Raw genomic sequence first — 19,369 nt, forward strand, 5'->3', positions numbered from 1 at the left:
CAATACCGAGGAGATTGTCTAACCCCTTCGCGCCTTACGTTGCGCCTTTGCGTCTCTGCGGTTCAATATGATTTTCTAACGCGCCTGGGGGTATATCCATACCCCCTTCACTACAACTTTTCAACAACTCAATACATCCTCACTTTAGCGTCACAGAAAAAATCAATCCCTGTCGTAACTTACAGAAAGCATGAACCCTCAACCCCTTCATCCCAATGCTGCACAACTATCTGAAAGTAGCCGGGCGCAACATTATTAAGCGCAAGCTGTATTCTTTTATCAACGCGTTCGGTCTCAGCATCGGCATTGCGTTTTGCGTGCTCATCTGCCTCTATATCCGCGACGAAAAGAGCTTCGACCAGTTTCACGCCCACAAGGACCATATTTTACGCCTCGAAGAAAAGAGCTACAATCGCTGGGAAAAAGATCCAACAAATCTCTATCAACGCTCAGCCTACCTGCCAGCCGGCCTTCTACCCGCCGTGCTCGACGAGATCCCGGAAGTGGAGTGTGGCACCCGTTTCACATCAGGCTCCGGCGTCATGCGTTACCAGGACAAGATCTTTACCGAACAACTCAACTATATCGACCCGGGGTTCTTTAAAGTCTTTTCCTTCACCCTGCGCGAAGGCAACCCCGACAAACTATTTCAAACCCCGGACGAGATCGTGTTGACCCCCGCCGTAGCCAAGAAATATTTCGGAGACGAAAGCCCCTTGGGAAAGACCATTTCGATGGACAACAACGGGGAGAAAACACTAACGGTGACCGGCGTCATCGAGGCGCCTCCCGCAAATTCCAGCATCAATTTCTCCGTGTTGATGCCCATCACGCAACAACCATTTTTCGACAAGAACAAAGACCAATGGGGGAATTTTTCATTTCCGATCTTTATCCGCCTCAACGACCAGGCCAAGCTAGCCGATCTTCCTCCTAAACTGGAGCGGGTGGTCCAGAAATACATGGGCGACCGTCTGGAAAAGTGGCGCAAGCAGGGAAACGTTTCCCCGGATATAAAAATATTCGAGCTGCAATTTTCTGTTCTCACCGACATCCATATGAACACGGCCGTGTCGTGGGACAAGGTGAGTGATCCGCAATATTCGCTCATCCTCGGCGGCATCGCTTTGCTCATCCTCGTCATCGCCTGCATCAACTATGTTTCCCTGGCGCTCACCACCTCTACGGCGCGGCGCACCGAGGTGGGCGTGCGCAAAGTTGTGGGGGCACAGAAAAAACAACTCGTCTACCAGTTTGGGTTGGAGTCTCTGATGCTGGCTTTTGTTTCGATGCTCCTGGGGCTGGGCCTCGTGTTTCTGTTCTTGCCGGCGTTCAATGAATTTACGGGTAAAAACATCCGGATTGGGTTGGACGATGCAAGCCTTTTGCTGGGCGCGAGCACCTCCATCACACTCGTCGTGGGCGTGTTGGCGGGAAGTTACCCGGCGCTTTTCCTTTCCGGCTTCCGGCCGGCGCAAGTGTTGAAAGGAAGCTTCACGGCCAGGCTGCAGGCAGGCTTCACACGGCCCCTGGTGGTGCTCCAGTTTGCCTTGTCGGCTTTTCTCATCATCAGTTCGGTGATCATGTACCGGCAAATGCAGTATGTCACCACCAAGGATCTCGGCTACAACAAAGATCAACTCCTGGTCATCCCCACCCAAACCAGTTGGAGCGAAGAGGCCAACAAAATGGTGGAGCGCTTCCGCACCCGCCTGCAACAGGAACCGTCGGTGGTGTCGGTGGCCGGAACGAGCATTTCGTTTAACCAGGGATGGTCGCACTATGGCTACAAGGTGAACGGCGAACACAAAGCGGCGTATGTCTATGCCGTTGACCCCTACTATCTCCATACCCTGGGTGTAGAGATGGCCATGGGAAGAAATTTTGATGCCCGCATTCCCGCCGATACCAGCGCTGTGATTGTCAATGAAGCGCTGGTGCGCGACATGCAATGGTCAGATCCGCTAAACGAATATTTGAACTGGAAAGAGGACACCGTGGGGCTGGGGGCGAAAGTCATTGGCGTGGTAAAAGACTATCACTTCCTTTCGCTGGAAAAGGACATCGAGCCGCTTTTTCTCTCCATGGATAAAAAGAACGTCGGCTACCTGGGTACCATGCTGGTGAAAGTGAACGCCACCAACCTCCCGGCTACTGTTGAAAAACTGCGCGGCGCCTGGAAGGAACTTTCACCCGACAAACCGTTCGACTATACCTTCCTGGATGAGGACGTGGCCCGCCAATATGAAAGTTACCGGCGTTGGATGGGCATCATGGGATTGTCTACGGCGTTTGCCATTCTCATTGCTTGTTTGGGACTGTTTGGATTGTCCGGTATAAACGCGGTGAATCGCACCAAGGAGATCGGTATTCGCAAAGTGATGGGAGCGACCCTTGCGCATATTTTTGTACTGCTGAATCGTCAGTATCTGACACTCGCTGTGATTGCGTTTGTGGGCGCCATTCCTGCCGCATGGTACGTGATGACGCATTGGTGGCTGGCAGATTTCAAATTCCGGATTGAATTGGGATGGGAATTGTTTGCCGTCGGCATGCTCATCGGCGTGGCCGTGGCACTGCTCACGGTGAGCTATCACGCCGTAAAAGCCGCCATGACCAATCCGGCCGAAACCCTGAAATACGAGTAGGACAAACGCAAAAAAGGATGCGTTGCGGGAACCGCAGGCTTAGGATGGTCGCCCTCAACGGATTGCAATGCAGGAAAGCGCGATTCCCGATAGAAATAGAGATAAAGGTCTGAAATTTGGAGACGTCCAACTTTTAAATTGAAGGGACAATTGCTACATTTAGAATACCTAACATTTTAAAAGAGAAACTATGAAAAGAAATTTTTACCGGGGATTGCTGCTGTTGGTAGGGTTTCCATTGGTTTTCGGCGCCTGTAACAAGGACGACGATCCGGCACCGGATCCGCTCGTGGGCACATGGAAACGCGACGTGTATAGATTGAAGGACTTGCCTGCTAATTTTTCGAATTACGAGGATTTCCCTTTCGATACCTACTACTACGGCTCGGCAGAAGCAGGGCTGACCTTAACGATCACCAACGATAAAAACTACACGCGCAAATTCGATCTTTATCTCAATCCGGATGTTTCGGAAGGCGGAACCTGGACAAAGGAAGGAACGAAGTTGACCTTAAAGTCTACGGACACCAATTTCGGCGAAGAAGAATTTACGATCGAGGGCGATATAACCTCCTCGTCTGTGTCGATGGTGCTTTCGCAGGCGGCGACCTTCTCGTTGCTTCCGAATGCCGTAAGCGACACCTTGACCACGGCCTGGGCCAACGCACATCCTGAAACCGTAACGCCCTATCAGCAAAGCGTGGATGTCACCGTGGAGTTGGTTTTTGATAAAGTAACAACGCCTTAATAAAGGACGATCGATTGTCATTGAAAGCCGTGAAGAAATTCACGGCTTTTTTATTTATCGGAAGTTCAGAACCGGCTCTGCGCCCATTTCGCTACGGTCTCCCCAATGGCCAGCGACGACGTGGCGGCGGGGGAGGGGGCGTTGCAAACGTTGATCACCTGTTTGTCTTCCAGGATCAGGAAGTCGTCCAATAGCCCACCCGTTCGGTCGCACGCCTGGGCCCGCACGCCGGCGCCACCTTCGATGAGGTCTTCTTCGCGAATTTCGGGCATCAATTTTTGCAGCGCCTTGGTGAAAGCTGCTTTGGAATAGGATCGTTGCATTTCGCCCAGGCCTGTGCGCCAGTATTTGGCAACGATCTTCCGGAATCCAGGCCACGCCAGTGTTTCGGCAAGCTCCGAAAAATTGATGGTCGATTTTTTATACCCTTCCCGGGCAAACGCCAGCACCGCGTTCGGCCCGCACTCTACACCGCCTCCCACCATCGTGGTGAAGTGCACGCCCAAAAAAGGGAAATTCGGGTCGGGCACCGGGTAGATGAGGGTCTTCACCAGGTACTCTTTTTCTTTTTTTAGCTTGTAATATTCTCCCCGGAAAGGAATGATCTTCACGTCCACATTCGGCGATGTGAGTTTCGCGATCTTGTCGGAATAGAGCCCCGCGCAGTTCACCATCAGCTTGCCCGTGTAGCTGGCCTTTTGTGTGACGACCACCACTTTGTCGCTGGCCATCTGGACATCGAGCACTTTTTCACCCAGGCGCAGTTCGCCGCCCCGTTGCTGGAAAACGCTGGCGTATTTTTCGGCCACGACGCGATAGTCGACAATGCCCGTTTGGGGCACATGTATGCCCGCAATGCCGGCCACGTGGGGTTCGTAGTGTTTCAGTTCGTTGGCATTCAACATCTTCAGGTTAGTCAACCCGTTCTGCTGCCCACGGTCGAAGATATTTTTCAGGTAGGGGAGTTCGGTTTCGCTGGTGGCCACGATGACCTTGCCGCAAAGCTCGAACGGAATTTCGTGTTGACGGCAAAAGTCGATGAGCAAGTGGTAGCCGCGGATACAATTCGTGGCCTTCAGGCTGCCGGGTTTATAATAAATGCCCGAGTGGATCACATTGCTGTTGTTACCGGTCTGGTGGTTGGCCACCGCGGTTTCTTTTTCGATGACCACCACCTTCAAAGCGGGCGATCCTTGCTTGAGTTGCAAGGCCGTGGCCAGGCCGACGGCTCCGCCACCTACAATGATAACGTCGTATTGCACGTACTTTTTTTTTGCGAAGCTAAGGATAAATTCAATGGTGGTAAAATCCCACCGCTCAGGCCTTGATGGGGATGATGCGTACCGTGAGCGTTGGGTCCACCACCACAAAATGATTTTCAGGAATAAGCGTCCACGTGGCGTCGTCGGTTAGTTTTTCGGACACCACCAGCACGGCGTGGTCGTCGTCTTCCGGGGCCACCATCTGGCTGATGCCGTCTTCCACCACATAGCGGCTGCCTTCGGAGTGGTATAGGGTGAGCGGTGGCTCGCCGGGACTGGTGTTGTAGCGCGTGCCCACGGTGAACAGCCCGTTGGTCACGACCATGTTCAGATAGGCTGCTTCGTCGATACCGTTCTCGGCCATGAGTTTCTTCAAGGTCATGAACGTGTGCTCGAAGGCGTCGATGACGGCCTCGGGGCCGATGGTTTTGTGGTGTTCGAACAGGTAGTTCAGGAAGTAGGCAAAGATGTGTTCGGAGTCCGTTTGCCCTTTGATCCAGTTATACAACTCGTCGTTCAGGGGCTCGCGGAGCTTTCGTTTGATGCGCGTAAAGTTTTCCACGCCACCGTTGTGCATCATGAGCAGATTTTTGTACTGGAACGGATGGCAGTTGGATTCCGACACTTCGCCCACGCTGGCCGCCCGCACGTGCGCCACAAAACAGTGCGCGCGGATTTTGGGGGCGAGGTTGCGCAGGTTTCGGTTGCTCCAGGCTGGGCTCACCGACACAAACGTAACGGGTTCGGCATAGACTTCGGGAACATACCAGCCAATACCAAATCCGTCGCCGTTGAGCGGCTCTTCCAGTTCGCGGGCGTTGATGCTTTGGTTGACGAGAGAATTTTTGGGTTGATACAGCAGCTTGTCAATGACAATGGGCGTGCCCAGGTAGGCCATGAGTCGACACATAATTTTTTCAAGGTGTTATGGTAGGAAAAGATACGGTTTTACCGCCAATAAAAAATCAGGGCCGTTTCCGTGTAGCGTTCCCGCGGTTTGCTAACTTAGCTTATCCGTGGCCGGTTTGGGTCGGAACAAATACGCGGGAATACGCCTGTGCCCGGGAAGAAAAAAGCCCTTGAAAAGCATAAAAACGTCGAACTGATGACAATCCTTACCCGATGTCAGAAAAGCGCTAAATTGAACACATTTTGCGTTCGAAGCGGGTATATTTTTGCATGCTCTTCAAAGAAACAGTATAATTACCGATCATGAGAAAAGTCCCTTTTATTGTGCTTTTTCTGGCTGTAAGTTTTCTTCCGGCTTTTTCACAGAATTACAAAATGCACTCGGTCTTCGTCTATAGCTTCACCCGCTATGTGCAGTGGCCGGATGCCTACAACCAGGGCGACTTTGAGATCTTGGTACTGGGCGATTCCCCCATCATCGCCGAATTGAAAGCACTGGCCTCTGCCAAAAAGGTAGGCGACCGCAACATCAAGGTCACCAAGATCAAGAGCCCAGCCGAAATCAAAAAATGCAACATGTTGTTTGTTCCCGCCGACCACGCCGCCCAGATCACTGAGGTGATGGACAAGGTCAACACACAGCCCATCCTCATCGTGACCGAAGAGCAAGGTCTTGGCGCCAAGGGAAGCAATATTAATTTTATTGTGAAAGACGGTAAACTGGCGTTCGAACTCAACCAGGCCACCGTGAACAGACAAGGACTCAAGGTCAGCAACGAATTGACCCGCCTCGCGATATTGATCTAACTCAACTTATGGAAGAAACACAAAAGAAGAAGTCACGACTTCGACTCACCATCGGGAATAAAATACTCGCTGGTTTTCTAGCATTGATAGCCCTGTTTATTGTTATCGTAGTGATCGTTATCTGGAAAGGCGATGTCATCGATAACGTTGTGAATAGCTCCAGTAAAAATTACCGACCATCCCAGTCCGCCATCAAGGACTTCGGCACCATGGTCATCCGCTCCAAGATGCTCGTGACCAACTGGGTTTACCTGCAAACCAACGCCGACGACAAGAATGCTTTGCGCCAGTTGCAAGACTACGATTACCCGGCCCTCAAACAAAAGATCACCGAGCTGAAAAGCACCTGGGAAAGCGACAGCCAAAAGATGTGGATGGACACCATCTTCCTCAAGTTCGACACGCTGCTCAATGTGCAGAAAGAGTCGATCATGGCCAACCTCCAGTCCTTTGAAAACTACGAAGATCCACTCACCAAGCTGCTGGCGGAAGACGCCATCGAAAGCCAGGTGATCCCCCGCACCACCGACCTGCTCGCCCGCATCAACCGCGTGGCCGCCAAGCAAGACCAGGTGACAGCCCTGTCGGATAGCGACATTAAAGATTCGATCAAGAGCCTGCGAAACTACACGCTCTTCCTCGGTACCAGCATTATCATCCTCGGGTTGTTCAGCGCGTTCTTCCTGCGCCGTGCCATCACCAAGCCCGTCAACTTCCTAAAGAATGTGGTGGTGAAACTCGGAAAAGGCGAGTTGGTGGAAGAGAAGCAAACCAATTTCAGCAACGACGAGATCGGGGACATGGCTATCGCCATGGACAACCTGGTGACCGGTCTGAAAGCCACCAGCCTCTTCGCAGAAAATATCGGTAACGGAAATTATCAGACCGAATTCAAACCCCTTAGCGAGCACGACGTGCTGGGCAACGCGCTGATCAACATGCGCAACAACCTCTCGAAGGTGGCCGAAGACGATAAGAAACGCAACTGGGCAACAGAAGGTATGGCCAAGTTTGGCGAGATCCTTCGCACCAACACCAACGACCTCGGCAAACTCTCCGACGAAATTGTGGGCAACCTGGTGAAGTACCTCAAAGCCAACCAAGGCGCCCTCTACATCATCGACGATGCCGACGAAAACGAAGAGGCAACGATGTCGATGAAAGCATGCTATGCCTGGGATAAAAAGAAATACCTCAACCACAAGATCTACCGCGGCGAAGGCCTGGCCGGTCAGGCGTGGCAGGAAGGCGACATGGTCTATCTGACCGAAGTGCCGCAAAACTATATCAAGATCGTTTCCGGCTTGGGCGACGCCAATCCTACCAGCGTGCTCATCGTGCCGCTGAAAGTGAACGATCAGATCTTCGGTGTTGTGGAGATTGCTTCCTTCAACATCTTCCATGATTTTGAAATGGAATTCGTACAAAAGATTGCCGAGACCATCGCGTCCACGATCTCGACCGTGAAGATCAATGCCCGCACACAGCGCCTCCTCGAAGAATCGCAGGAGATGACCGAGCAGATGCGTGCCCAGGAAGAAGAGATGCGCCAGAACATGGAAGAACTCCAGGCCACCCAGGAGGAAATGCAGCGCAGCCAGGCAGAGACCGACAGCACGTTATCGGCCATCCACGGATCACTGTCCGTAGCCGACTACAGCATCGACGGCGCCCTCACCAAGGTGAACAGCAACTTCCTCGATTTGTTTGGCTATACGCAAGACGACGTGATGGGCGAACACCACCGGATCTTCGCCACCAAGGAAGACAAGAACAGCGACGAGTACCGTCAGTTCTGGAAAGACCTGGCCGCCGGCTATCCGAAGAAGGGAACCTTCAGACGGATGAATCGCAAAGGGGAGATCATCAACGTACGCTCCAGCTTCTCGTCCATCAAGAACCGTTCGGGTGAAGTGGTGAAAGTGATGGAGATCACCTACGAATTGAGATAGAACGAAAGTGTATTCACCATAAAAAGAAAACCCCGCAGCATCTTGCGGGGTTTTTCTTTTTATGAAAGTTTTGTATCGCGTGGAATTAGAATTCGGTCATCAGTTCAAAAGGAGCCTCAGCCGAATCCATCACCTTTCCTTCTTCACACTTGAGTACACGCGCCGGGAATTTTTTTATAAGCCCGTAGCTGTGCGTGGCCATTAGTACGGCCGTACCGGTCTTGTTGATCTGTTGAAAGATCTTCATGATGCCGCCCGAAACTTCCGGGTCGAGATTTCCCGTGGGCTCGTCGGCCAACAGAATTTGAGGCTCGTTCAGCAGGGCCCGGGCAATCACAACGCGTTGTTGCTCGCCGCCGGAAAGCTGGTGTGGCATTTTCTTTTCCACGGATCCCAGTCCAACCTGCATCAGTACTTCCGATGATCGTGCACGCATTTTCACATTGTCGCGCCAACCGGTGGCCTTCATCACAAACATGAGGTTCTCGCCGACACTCCTGTCGTTGAAGAGCTGAAAGTCCTGGAAGATGATGCCGAGCCTGCGCCGCAGCAACGGGATCTCGCCGGGTTTGATGCCGCGAATGTTGAAATTGCAGACATCGATGTCACCCAACCGCAGGGGCAGATCGGCATACAGTGTTTTGAGCAATGACGATTTGCCGGAGCCCGTGCGGCCGACCAGGTAAACAAACTCACCCTTTTCTATATTAAAAGAGATATTGCCCAGCACCGTATGATGGTCCTGGAAAATGCTGGCGTCGAGCACGCGCACGACCGGGTCGGTAGAGAACATTTCGGTATCCACTTAGTTGTAACGTATGGTGGCGGCGATTTATTTCAATAAGCTCCGCCGGGGCAAAGGCTTAGCCGTTGCCCTTCTTATAGTCGGCCAGGAATTTTGCCAGGCCGGCATCGGTGAGCGGATGTTTCAACAGGCCGGTGATCACATTCAGCGGGCAGGTCACGACGTCGGCACCCAACTCGGCGCATTGCAGCAAGTGGATGGTGTGACGAATCGATGCCGCGAGGATCTGTGTTTCAAAGCCGTAGTTGTTATAGATGTTCACGATCTGGGCGATTAGCTCCATACCGTCTTGTCCCACATCGTCGAGACGGCCGATGAAAGGCGACATATAGGTGGCACCGGCTTTGGCGGCAAGGATGGCCTGACCTGCGGAGAACACCAGGGTGCAATTGGTCTTGATGCCGTCGCTGCTGAATTTCTTGATGGCTTTCACGCCGTCTTTGATCATCGGGACCTTTACCACAATCTTATCGTCGATCTTGGCCAGTTCGCGACCTTCTTTGATGATGTTGTCAAAATCCGTGGAGATAACTTCGGCGCTAACGTTGTCGTCTACGATCTTGCAAATGGCCTTGTAGTGGGCGCGGATATTTTCTGTGCCGGTGATGCCTTCCTTGGCCATCAGGCTGGGGTTGGTCGTTACGCCGTCCAGGACGCCGAGGTCATAGGCTTCTTTGATTTCGTTCAGATTTGCGGTGTCGATGAAAAATTTCATGTGTATTTATGGTTTTTTACAGTTCGTTACGGCCGCCACAGGTCGGGGGTGGCAAACCGTCTTTACGCCTAAAGGTAAGCATGATTTAAGAAATCTGCCGAAAAAAACCGTGTAAAGGCTGGATTGGGGTGGGGAGAAAAAAATGGCAAACCGAACATCGCACCGCTACAACCGCCTACCCTTGCTCCCTTCCGGTCCTGGGGGAGTTCAGCAGGAGCTGGTCGTGCCGATTTGCCGGTGCAAAGATACGACGCGCTGGACGTAATTGACAAACAGACTCTACAAAAATCCAGCGAAGGCGGCTATCCTACTAGTCCTGAGAGATATAAATTAAATTCCATGGCGCTGGCCTCCTCAAAACCATCCACTTTCAGATCTTCCAGGATGTCCTCACCGAATTCAAGTTCCCGCCGCTCCACCTTTCCGGAGGGAAGCAACGTGAGTTCCGTCCCTTTCCAGAGGATGGGATTGACCTTCACGAGAATGATCATCTCGTCGAATTCTTTCCGGAAATACTGGTGGACGATATTGCTGTCTTTGCCCATTTAGCGTTTCTTTAAACCATGGTTCGACTGGACTTGCCCGAACATTTTCATACGGATCGCCTATCGGTCCGGCGGCTAAGGTACGAAGATGCAGAGGAAATTTTTTACGCCTACGCCAGCAAGCCCGAAGCTACCCGCTACATTTCCTGGCCCACGCACGAATCGCTCGCCGACACAAAATCCTTTCTCCGCTACGCCGTGGCCGCATGGGACGCCGGGACGGATTATTCCTTCTCTGTCCGCTTGAAAGAAAGCAACCGCCTCATCGGCAGCTTTGGGGTGATCAATGAAGACGGGAAGTTGCAGTTCGGCTACATCTTCAGTCCGTCGCAATGGGGCAGGGGCTATGCCACCGAGGTGTGCCGCGCCATGATGATGTTGCTCCGTGATCAGTATGGTGTCTACCGCATTCAAAGCTTTGTCGATGCCGAAAATGTAGCCTCCGCCCGGGTGCTCGAAAAAAGCGGGCTGGTGGAAGAGGCGCGGCTGCCAAATTGGTTCCGATTTGTCAACCAGCGCTACAAAGTGAAAGACTGTATCCATTACAGATTGCCGATGGACTTGCGTTGAAAAGAAATCATTTTTTAGGCATTTCAATCGATTGTAGTCAAATAAATGCTACATTCAGGATCACCAAAACCACCTATGCGCGCTGTGTATGTTTGTTAACGCACACACCGATTTGCCCAAAGACCCAACCTCCGGCACTACCGGAAAAGGGCAGATCCTGGACGATCACTACCTGTGGCAAAATTTCCGCAAGGACAACGAGCTGGCTTTTTCCATGCTCTACAATAAATACACCCCCAAGCTTTTTAATTATGGCATGCACTATTGCGCCGACCGCGACCTGGTGTTGGACTGCCTGCAAGAATTATTCTCGTCTTTCTGGGCAAAGCGCAAAACCCTGCCCGATGTATACTCGATCAGTTCCTATCTCTTCAAATCCTTCCGCCGGCTGCTGTTGAAAAAGCTGAATTGGCGCAGGCGGTTCCTGATTTCACTGGACACAAATTCACGTCACAGCTTCGAGATCACACTGCCCTTCGAACACACCCTCGAGCAACAGGAACTGGAAACCGAGCGCAGCGAGATGCTAAAGCGCAACTTGCAAAAGCTTACCCGCCGCCAACGCGAAGCGCTCTTCCTGAAATTCTACAACGACCTGAACTATGCCGACATCGCTTCCATCATGGAACTGCAGGTGGATTCGGTATACAACATCATCTCCAAAGCTTTGGACAGCCTCCGGCAGGAAATGAAGCACTGATCACAGGGAAGCTGTCCGCACCGCTTCAAAGGAATTTTGCTCATCCCAGGCTAGCACAAGCCTGTTCACTTTCTCGTCGGCGCCCCTTTTGAAAACCAGCGACATGTTATAGAACGCGTTGGCATCGAACGTGTCTTTCGCTTTCCAGATCACCTCCATGGTGGGCGTAATCGGCATGGTCATGTAGAGCGTTTCGCCGCGGTTGGTGATTTCGATGATCATGCTGGTGAATTCTTTTCCATACAATTCGTTGACCAATCTTTCGATGCCGCCGGTGCAATCCAATTTGTATTTGCCCGTATAGGACTGCAATACCTTCTCTGTTACCTTACCCGGTTTTGCCTGACGGATGTGGATGTCGAAATCCATTTTTGCGAGGGCACTGCTGCGGTCGATAGTACGGGTGACTTGTTTTTGTTCTTCGTGCGTGAGGTCGTTATAGATACCATCGGTTTTGTTTCGCTCCTCGCCATCGAAATAGAGTTGTGTCACCATCTCGTGGTAGCCGCGTTTAGAAACTTTGTAGTGAATATGGCGTGCCCGCGAGGCGTACAGGCCCGGAACAACGGTTTTGAAAGAAAAGCGGCCTTCGGCATTCGTGATGGCCTGCCCCCAGCCTTGAAAGTTCGGGTCATGTTCGCCTTTGGTGTTGAATTCATGATTGTACTTTCCAAAATGATTCGCTTGCCACGTCTCCACGATCGCACCTTCCACAGGTTTGCAGTCGTCATCCAATATTCTTCCGGATACTTCCAGCAGTTCGCCTTTTGCTGTTCCGCTTTGGCCGGTCACCTGCGTGAGGTCAACGTCGTGGTCCAACTGGCTACGCGATTTCATAGGTGGAAATGGCCCCAGCTCCAGGGCCGGAGTAGTTTCGCAAGTGTCGGGGTCAGTGGCCTTTCCGATCGCAGAGAGGCCTGCCATGGATCCGGTGGCCACGCCTAGTCCGAGGCGCAACCAATGGCGCCGGTTGAATTTGGTTGGGGTTTTCATAGGGGTTTTTGATGGTTGGTCTAAGCTACCCAAGGGGTCCCACAATTCATAGACTTTCGATGAAAGCTGGGCCGAGAGAGCGGTTAAATAGACCGCGATGTGGTATTTTTAGTGAACACAAAACCCTCTCGTTATGGAACAAATAAACACGTACACCAAAGCCTTCACGGATTGGATCATCGTCTTCGGTCCCAAAGTGTTGGGCGCCTTGATCGTTTTTATTGTTGGTCTTTACATTACCAACTGGCTCTCGCGGCTCGTCTGGAAGTCCATGAATCGCCGCAACTTCGACGTGTCGCTGCAATCATTCCTCAGCAGCCTGATCAGCGTGGGCTTGAAGATTCTGTTGCTGGTCACGGTCGCCGGCATGTTGGGCATTCAAACCACTTCCTTTGTGGCCTTGATCGGTGCACTGGGACTTGCAGTAGGCCTGGCGTTGCAAGGCTCGCTGGCCAACTTCGCGGGCGGTGTCCTCATCCTCGTGTTCAAGCCCTTCAAGGTAGGTGACGTCATCGAAACCCTGGGGCAAACCGGCGTGGTGCAGGAGATCCAGATCTTCAACACCATTTTGCTTACGGGCGAAAACAAGACCGTGATCCTCGCCAACGGAGCGGTCTCCAATGGAACCATCGTCAACCATTCCAAACACGGAACTCTCCGGGTGGACATCACCCTGGGCATTGCGCCTGATAACGATATGCAAAAGGTGCGGCAGGTGGTGGAGAACACGATGATTGCCAATCCTCATGTTCTAAAGGATCCTAAACCAACGGTCAACATCCTCAAAGTCGCCGACGGCATGGTGACACTCGCGGTGAGGCCCTATGCGGAAACCGGTCATTATTGGGACGTGTACTTTGAATTACAGGAAACGCTGAAGACGGCGTTTGAGAAGAACGCTATAGCGCCGCCCTTGCATACCTATGTGGTGGTGAACAAAAACCAGGCAGCCTAATCTGCGTCCAATTCCTCCAGGATGGCGGCCAGGGCATCGAAGTCTTTCAACCCGGGTCTGATCTCGGCGCTGCCATTCAGGGCGATGCCTTTCATGATGGGATCGTGGAGGGCGCGCTCCAGGTCTTCCTTGGTCTCTATAGAAAGTAGCGAAGGGTATGGAGAAGCCACGGCCGTGTCATGGCGCTGAAGCAGGTAGGACGGCTGCAGGGAGGCCTGTGTTGGTACGTCGCCCGGATCAACGCGGAGAATGAATGACAGGGGAAGGGTTTCGAACAATTTCAGTTCGGCAGGGGACAGCTCTACATAATCGGGTTTGTAATCTTCCAGGATCCGCTCCAGGTCCTCCTTCCGGCGAAGGCCATAGATCTCGGCCACCATCGAAGGTCCGGTCACCCACCCGCGGATTTCCTGGTAAAGCTTGGGTTCCATGTAGTGCGGTGTTCCCTCGACAACCGAAAATCCCAACAGGTCCACACCCATTCCCGCAAAATAGCGGGCATCGCTCAGGTTGGTGATGTTTCCGGCTTTTACTAACGTTTTAAGCGGCATAGTTTTAATACTGGATAAAAAATAACTTTGTACCCAATTACGTTCAAAGGTGTGCCGGGATTAAAGAAAAACCAATTATCGGTGAAGCATTTTTTAAGATTCTTATGCGCCCTGGTGGGGTTGGCGGCCGTTTCCTGTTCTTCCGATGAGGTGCGCAAGACCGATGCCGGCATAGACTTTTATCCCCTTCAAAAAGGCCGCTACCAGATCTATGACGTGAACCAGATCAAATACACGCTGGGCGTGCCCGAAACCCTCGCCTACGAATTGAAGATCTTGGTGACGGACTCCTTTGCCGTCCAGGAAGGTTATTCTTATGTCACGTATCGCTACAAACGCACCGGGGGAGAAACCGACTGGACCTACCTGGACACGTGGTCGTCGACGGTGAACGACCGGCAAGCCGTCCAGAGTGAAGCCAATACATCTTATCTAAAACTCAAATTTCCGTTGAAAGAAGGCGCCACCTGGAACGGCAACCTCTATAACAATGGCACAGCCGAAGACTATCTGCTCCAGGATGTCGACCAATCCCAAACGTTCAATCAAAAAGCATTCGACAACTGCGTCACGGTGAAGCAAAGCGACAACGAAGATCTCATTGTCTTCCTGGACAAGCGAAAAGAGGTCTATGCAAAAAACGTTGGCTTGGTCTACAAGGAAACCACGCAGCTCCATTATTGCACCGACACCAACGAGGGTTGTCTCGGACAACAGGTCGTGAACGAAGGGATCATCTACACGCAAACCATAAAAGCATATGGCTTGGAATAGGTTGATCGTTTTGCTGGGGTTTATTTTCATTTCCTCGGTGGCCACCGCCCAGGTGAATCGCTACATGGTATTCTTTAAAGACAAAGCCGGCACATCCTACAGCACCAGTGCACCTAAAGCCTTTCTTTCTCAACGCGCCGTTGATCGCCGGATCCAACAAGACATTGCCATTACCGAACAGGATTTTCCCGTGAATGCCGGCTATGTTCAAAGCGTCGCAGCAACCGGAGCATCCGTATTTTTCCCCACGCGTTGGATGAATGGTGTGCTGGTGCAATGCGATGTTTCCGTGTTGACCGCTGTGCAGGCGCTGTCCTTTGTAGACCACGTTGAATGGGTTGCCCCCAATGCGAGGTTGGCCAACGGTCGCAAAAAGAACAACAAGGCAGTGAAAGCCCAGGAAGCGCCGGCCAAGACCCAGGCGCAACTCCAGTTAATTGGTCTTGACGAAATGCAGGAAGCCGGCTACAAAGGCGAGAACATGCTGGTAGCGATTTTCGACGGCGGCTTTCCCGGTGTGAACACCGCTACGCCTTTTCACCACCTGATCCAGGAGAACCGCATCGACTTGCTCGCTTCGCATGATTTTGTGGGCAACACCGACAATGTGTTTCAATACGACGAACACGGCACCGAAGTATTCTCCGTCATCGCCGCCAACCAGGACGGCGTGTTCACGGGCGGGTCTTATGAAGCAAACTACCAGCTCTACGTCACGGAAGATACCGACAGCGAATATCGCATCGAAGAATACAACTGGCTCTTTGCCGCCGAGCGCGCGGATAGCGCGGGCGTTGACATCGTCAACTCTTCATTAGGCTATTACGACTTCGACGACGCCACCATGAACTATGCTAAGAACGCCATGGATGGAAAGACCACGGTGATCTCGCGGGCAGCGCAATGGGCGGCAGACCGGGGCATGGTCATCGTGTGCAGCGCAGGCAACGAAGGCGCCACGGCCTGGCAGATCATTACCGCCCCGGCCGACGCCAAAGATGTGTTGGCCGTAGCCAGCGTCACCAGCGGTGGCGCGCGTTCCGCCTCCAGTTCGATCGGCCCTTCGGCCGATGGCCGGATAAAGCCGGATGTGGCAGCCATGGGGGTGAGCACGAGCATCATCCGTCCCGACGGCACTACCAGCATAGCGACGGGCACGTCGTTGTCGGCGCCCCTCATCACCAGCCTTGCCGCCGGCGTGTGGGAGCGGTACCCGAAACTGAGCAACAAGGAAGTGATCGATGTCATCCGCAAATCCGCCTCCCAGGCCAAGAATCCGGACAATCTTTTAGGTTACGGCATCCCTAATTTCAGAGCGGTGGTGAACTACATTGAGCAGATGCCTCAAGAGGACACGTTCGATGTATATCCCAATCCCGTCAACCACGATACATTGACCATTCGCCCGTTCGATCCCAACCAGGTGGCCACCTGTCGGCTGGAGCTTTTGTCGGCCCAAGGGGCCGTCGTGTTTCAAGGCGAAACCACGTTCTCGTGGCTGAACCGTGCCTACACCGTCAACCTCGCCCCGGTATCGTCGGGATATTATGTTCTGCGGGTTACATGGGGCGATAAACGATTCACCTATAAGCTCATAAAAATATAAGCCCCTCGGGTGCCGATCGCGCGTAGAAGATAGAACTTTACGCTTATTTTTGCGGCAGAACAACGCACCATGCAAACTCCGGTAATCGCTCCCTCCATACTCGCCGCCGACTTCGGCAACCTTGAACGCGAGGTGAAAATGATCAACGACAGCCAGGCCGACTGGATTCACGTGGACATTATGGACGGGGTCTTTGTCCCCAACTTTTCCATGGGATTGCCGGTGGTCGAAGCCGTGAAGCGCCACGCCAAGAAACCCCTGGATGTTCACCTGATGATCGTGAATCCCGACCATTACCTGGCTGCCTTTTGCAAGGCCGGCGCGCATAGCATTTCCGTGCACGTGGAGGCTTGCCCGCATTTGCACAGCACGATCCAGCAGATCAAGGCGTTGGGTTGCAAAGCTGGCGTGGCCATCAATCCGCATACCCCGGTGGTGCAGTTGGAGAACATCATTGCCGACATCGACCTGGTTTGTGTCATGTCGGTGAATCCCGGTTTCGGGGGGCAGAAATTCATCGAGCACACCTATCGCAAGGTGGAGAAGCTCAAAAAGATGATCCTCGATGCCAACGCGAGCGCCCTCATCGAAATAGACGGCGGTGTGAACCAGCAAAATGCGAAGCCTCTGCTGGATGCGGGCGCCGATGTGCTGGTGGCCGGAAACTTCGTATTCAGCGCGGCGAATCCCATAGACGTGATCGCCCGGCTGAAGGCCACACATTAATTTTACCGCCCGCGAAGGATGTAAAAACTTTCACGGAACATTCTGCGTATCTTCGGCAAGATTCTTGTTTTCCTCTATCAAATTTCCGTATGAAGAAGCCTTTTGCGATCATTCTGCTGGCCACCCTGTTTTCCTGTCAGCAAAGTGTAACCCGCGTGGCCCCCGACACCCAAATCGATCTCAGCGGCCGCTGGAACGATTCCGATTCCCGGCTGGTAGCCGACAAGATGATCTCCGAGCTCATGGCGTCGGAACGATTCAAGGAATACGCCAAAGAAAAAGGACGAAAGCCCGCCATCGTCGTGGGCCTCATCCGCAACAAAACCAGCGAGCACATCGACTCCGATACCTACATCAAGAAACTGGAAGTAGCCATCTACAACTCCAATGTGGCCGAGGTGGTGGAGTCGGAAGAATTTCGTGACAAGCTACGCCTGGAGCGCGCCCAGCAACAAGACTTTGCCGACCCGGCCACCGTGGCCCAATGGGGCAAGGAGATCGGCGCCAACCTCATGCTCTTTGGAGAAATGACCTCGGAGACGGACACCAGCAACAAAAAGCGCGTCGTCAACTACATCACGACGCTCTACCTCACCGACATCGAGACGGGCAAGCGGGTGTGGTACGGACAGCAGGAGATCAAGAAATTTGTGAAGAACGGATGAACACCGCGAAGTCGTTACGGCTTGCCTTTTCCTTTTTCGCGCTGGTCACCTTGCAGGCGTGCGCCACCTACTATCAGCAACACCTCGACTTCAATTATGAATTCGAACACGGCGACTTGCAGCAGGCGCTCAACGCGCTGAAGGGCAGCGAGGCCGAAAGCAAATCAAGGTTTCTCTTCTTTGCCAATAAAGGTTTGCTCCTCTCGGTTCTTGGAGACTACGAAGAGAGCAATGCTTTTCTGGAAAAAGCTTTTCTTTTTGGAGAAGACTATCGCATCAACTATTTCAACGAAGGGGTTTCCTATTTCACCAATCCCAATTTCACCGTCTATCGCGGCGAGGACCACGAACATCTGATGGTGTTGTATTTCAAAGCGATCAACTACTTGAAAATGAATCAACCGCAGGATGCGCTGGTGGAGTGCCGCCGGCTCAACATCCGGTTGAACCAGCTCACGGATAAATATTCTTCGCCACACAAGTTGCAACGCGACGCCTTCATCCATGCGCTGATGGGCATCATCTATCAATCGACCAAAGACTACAACAACGCTTTCATTGCCTATCGCAATGCCTTGGATGTGTATGAGAATGAGTATGCAAAAATGTTTCACATGACCGTTCCCGAGCAATTGCAAAAGGACCTGGTGAACACAGCCTATTGGACCGGCTTTATGGATGAGTTTGAAAACTATAAGACCAAATTCGGCATGCAGGACTACACACCAGTTCAACCCGACGCCGAGCTGGTATTTTTCTGGCACAACGGACTGGCTCCTGTAAAGACAGAATGGGGCATCAACTTTGTGATTGCGCCCGGCCCGGGCAACACGATGTTGTTCACCAACGAGTCCATGGGCATGGTTTTTTCATTTCCGGTGGAAGAAGAAAACGATCGCCGGGGTCTGGCCGCCTTGCAGATCTATCGTGTGGTGTTCCCGCGCTATGTGGAGCGCCCCCTGTATTTTCAAACCGCCAACCTGGAAACCAATGGCACCGAATATCCGCTGCAACTGGCCGAAGACGTGAGCAAGGTCGCCTTCCAAAGCCTGCGGCAGCGCATGCTGCAAGAGTTCGCCAAAGGATTGCTGCGGGCCGCCCTGAAAAAAGTGACCGAACAAAGTCTGCGCAAAAAAGATGAGGGCCTGGGCGCTTTGCTGGGCGTGGTGAACGCGGCCACCGAAAAAGCCGACACGCGCAACTGGCAAACCCTTCCGCACAGCATTTTTTATTCGCGGATCCCGCTGGTGGCCGATGAGAAAAATGAAGTGAAGCTAAAACTGCTGCCGGGCGAGGGGAGTGGCACGGACTATTCGTTCACCTACCAGCCCCAAAAAGGAAGGACACTATTTCACACGTTCTCGTCGTTAGAGTCGTTGGCGCCGAGCTATAGTTTTTAGGATGAAACCGGATGAAATTCATAGGGCGTTCCGACGCG

19 protein-coding genes and 1 other RNA gene are annotated in these 19,369 nt (G+C 52.6%); 12 read left to right on the forward strand and 8 right to left on the reverse strand.

All coding sequences use genetic code 11. From position 1 onward, the window contains the following. The first annotated feature begins 215 nt into the window (after positions 1-215). Both D4L85_RS20925 and D4L85_RS20930 read left to right on the forward strand, forming a co-directional pair. Positions 216-2,648 (forward strand): ABC transporter permease, encoded by a 2,433-nt coding sequence (locus tag D4L85_RS20925; protein WP_119756137.1) that lies wholly within the window; start codon positions 216-218, stop codon positions 2,646-2,648. Positions 2,649-2,838: 190 nt separating this feature from the next. Beyond that, positions 2,839-3,396, forward strand: coding sequence for a hypothetical protein (locus D4L85_RS20930; RefSeq protein ID WP_119756138.1), 558 nt, complete (start codon positions 2,839-2,841; stop codon positions 3,394-3,396). Positions 3,397-3,461: 65 nt separating this feature from the next. Here D4L85_RS20930 and lhgO read toward each other — a convergent pair whose 3' ends face one another. Both lhgO and D4L85_RS20940 read right to left on the reverse strand, forming a co-directional pair. Further along, a complete protein-coding gene (gene lhgO, locus D4L85_RS20935; protein ID WP_119756139.1) occupies positions 3,462-4,658 on the reverse strand; it encodes an L-2-hydroxyglutarate oxidase in 1,197 nt (398 codons plus the stop codon). 55 nt (positions 4,659-4,713) lie between these two features. Continuing rightward, entirely contained in the window at positions 4,714-5,568 is an 855-nt protein-coding gene (locus D4L85_RS20940) for a class II glutamine amidotransferase (RefSeq protein WP_119756140.1), read from the reverse strand. 302 nt (positions 5,569-5,870) lie between these two features. Between D4L85_RS20940 and D4L85_RS20945 the strand changes: the two genes are divergently transcribed. Then, on the forward strand, positions 5,871-6,374 hold the full coding sequence (locus tag D4L85_RS20945; protein ID WP_119756141.1) for a YfiR family protein: 504 nt from the start codon (positions 5,871-5,873) through the stop codon (positions 6,372-6,374). Between the two features lie 8 nt (positions 6,375-6,382). After that, on the forward strand, positions 6,383-8,326 hold the full coding sequence (locus D4L85_RS20950) for a GAF domain-containing protein (protein WP_119756142.1): 1,944 nt from the start codon (positions 6,383-6,385) through the stop codon (positions 8,324-8,326). Between the two features lie 85 nt (positions 8,327-8,411). Here D4L85_RS20950 and D4L85_RS20955 read toward each other — a convergent pair whose 3' ends face one another. The 4 genes from D4L85_RS20955 to D4L85_RS20970 form a co-directional block, all read right to left on the reverse strand. Further along, positions 8,412-9,119, reverse strand: coding sequence for a cell division ATP-binding protein FtsE (locus D4L85_RS20955; protein WP_119758884.1), 708 nt, complete (start codon positions 9,117-9,119; stop codon positions 8,412-8,414). Positions 9,120-9,189: 70 nt separating this feature from the next. Next, the gene (fsa, locus tag D4L85_RS20960; RefSeq protein ID WP_073140385.1) at positions 9,190-9,846 is read right to left on the reverse strand and encodes a fructose-6-phosphate aldolase; all 657 of its coding nucleotides are present in this window, start codon (positions 9,844-9,846) and stop codon (positions 9,190-9,192) included. Positions 9,847-9,987: 141 nt separating this feature from the next. Then, an RNA gene (gene ffs / locus D4L85_RS20965) (signal recognition particle sRNA small type) lies at positions 9,988-10,082 on the reverse strand. Between the two features lie 66 nt (positions 10,083-10,148). Continuing rightward, on the reverse strand, positions 10,149-10,391 hold the full coding sequence (locus tag D4L85_RS20970) for a hypothetical protein (protein WP_119756143.1): 243 nt from the start codon (positions 10,389-10,391) through the stop codon (positions 10,149-10,151). Between the two features lie 18 nt (positions 10,392-10,409). Between D4L85_RS20970 and D4L85_RS20975 the strand changes: the two genes are divergently transcribed. Beyond that, positions 10,410-10,961, forward strand: coding sequence for a GNAT family N-acetyltransferase (locus D4L85_RS20975; RefSeq protein ID WP_119756144.1), 552 nt, complete (start codon positions 10,410-10,412; stop codon positions 10,959-10,961). 88 nt (positions 10,962-11,049) lie between these two features. After that, the gene (locus tag D4L85_RS20980; protein WP_119756145.1) at positions 11,050-11,661 is read left to right on the forward strand and encodes an RNA polymerase sigma factor; all 612 of its coding nucleotides are present in this window, start codon (positions 11,050-11,052) and stop codon (positions 11,659-11,661) included. On the opposite strand, the gene D4L85_RS20985 is transcribed toward D4L85_RS20980, so the two are convergent. Continuing rightward, positions 11,662-12,654, reverse strand: a complete 993-nt coding sequence (locus D4L85_RS20985; RefSeq protein ID WP_119756146.1) for a dioxygenase family protein — start codon at positions 12,652-12,654, stop codon at positions 11,662-11,664. A gap of 133 nt (positions 12,655-12,787) precedes the next feature. Between D4L85_RS20985 and D4L85_RS20990 the strand changes: the two genes are divergently transcribed. After that, a complete protein-coding gene (locus D4L85_RS20990) occupies positions 12,788-13,609 on the forward strand; it encodes a mechanosensitive ion channel family protein (RefSeq protein WP_119756147.1) in 822 nt (273 codons plus the stop codon). Here the strand turns inward: D4L85_RS20990 and D4L85_RS20995 are convergent. Further along, positions 13,606-14,160, reverse strand: a complete 555-nt coding sequence (locus tag D4L85_RS20995; protein WP_119756148.1) for a beta/alpha barrel domain-containing protein — start codon at positions 14,158-14,160, stop codon at positions 13,606-13,608. The genes D4L85_RS20990 and D4L85_RS20995 overlap by 4 nt on opposite strands. A gap of 27 nt (positions 14,161-14,187) precedes the next feature. Between D4L85_RS20995 and D4L85_RS21000 the strand changes: the two genes are divergently transcribed. The 5 genes from D4L85_RS21000 (at position 14,188) to D4L85_RS21020 (ending at position 19,331) form a co-directional block, all read left to right on the forward strand. Next, entirely contained in the window at positions 14,188-14,934 is a 747-nt protein-coding gene (locus D4L85_RS21000; RefSeq protein WP_119756149.1) for a hypothetical protein, read from the forward strand. Beyond that, complete coding sequence (locus D4L85_RS21005) at positions 14,921-16,540, forward strand: S8 family peptidase (RefSeq protein ID WP_119756150.1); 1,620 nt, start codon at positions 14,921-14,923, stop codon at positions 16,538-16,540. Before D4L85_RS21000 ends, D4L85_RS21005 begins: the two co-directional genes overlap by 14 nt. A 69-nt stretch (positions 16,541-16,609) precedes the next feature. Further along, entirely contained in the window at positions 16,610-17,266 is a 657-nt protein-coding gene (gene rpe, locus D4L85_RS21010; protein WP_119756151.1) for a ribulose-phosphate 3-epimerase, read from the forward strand. 89 nt (positions 17,267-17,355) lie between these two features. Next, complete coding sequence (locus D4L85_RS21015) at positions 17,356-17,931, forward strand: penicillin-binding protein activator LpoB (RefSeq protein ID WP_119756152.1); 576 nt, start codon at positions 17,356-17,358, stop codon at positions 17,929-17,931. After that, positions 17,928-19,331, forward strand: a complete 1,404-nt coding sequence (locus D4L85_RS21020) for a COG3014 family protein (RefSeq protein WP_119756153.1) — start codon at positions 17,928-17,930, stop codon at positions 19,329-19,331. Before D4L85_RS21015 ends, D4L85_RS21020 begins: the two co-directional genes overlap by 4 nt. Positions 19,332-19,369 lie beyond the last annotated feature (38 nt).

It is taken from the genome of Chryseolinea soli (genome assembly GCF_003589925.1).
Lineage (GTDB): Bacteria > Bacteroidota > Bacteroidia > Cytophagales > Cyclobacteriaceae > Chryseolinea > Chryseolinea soli.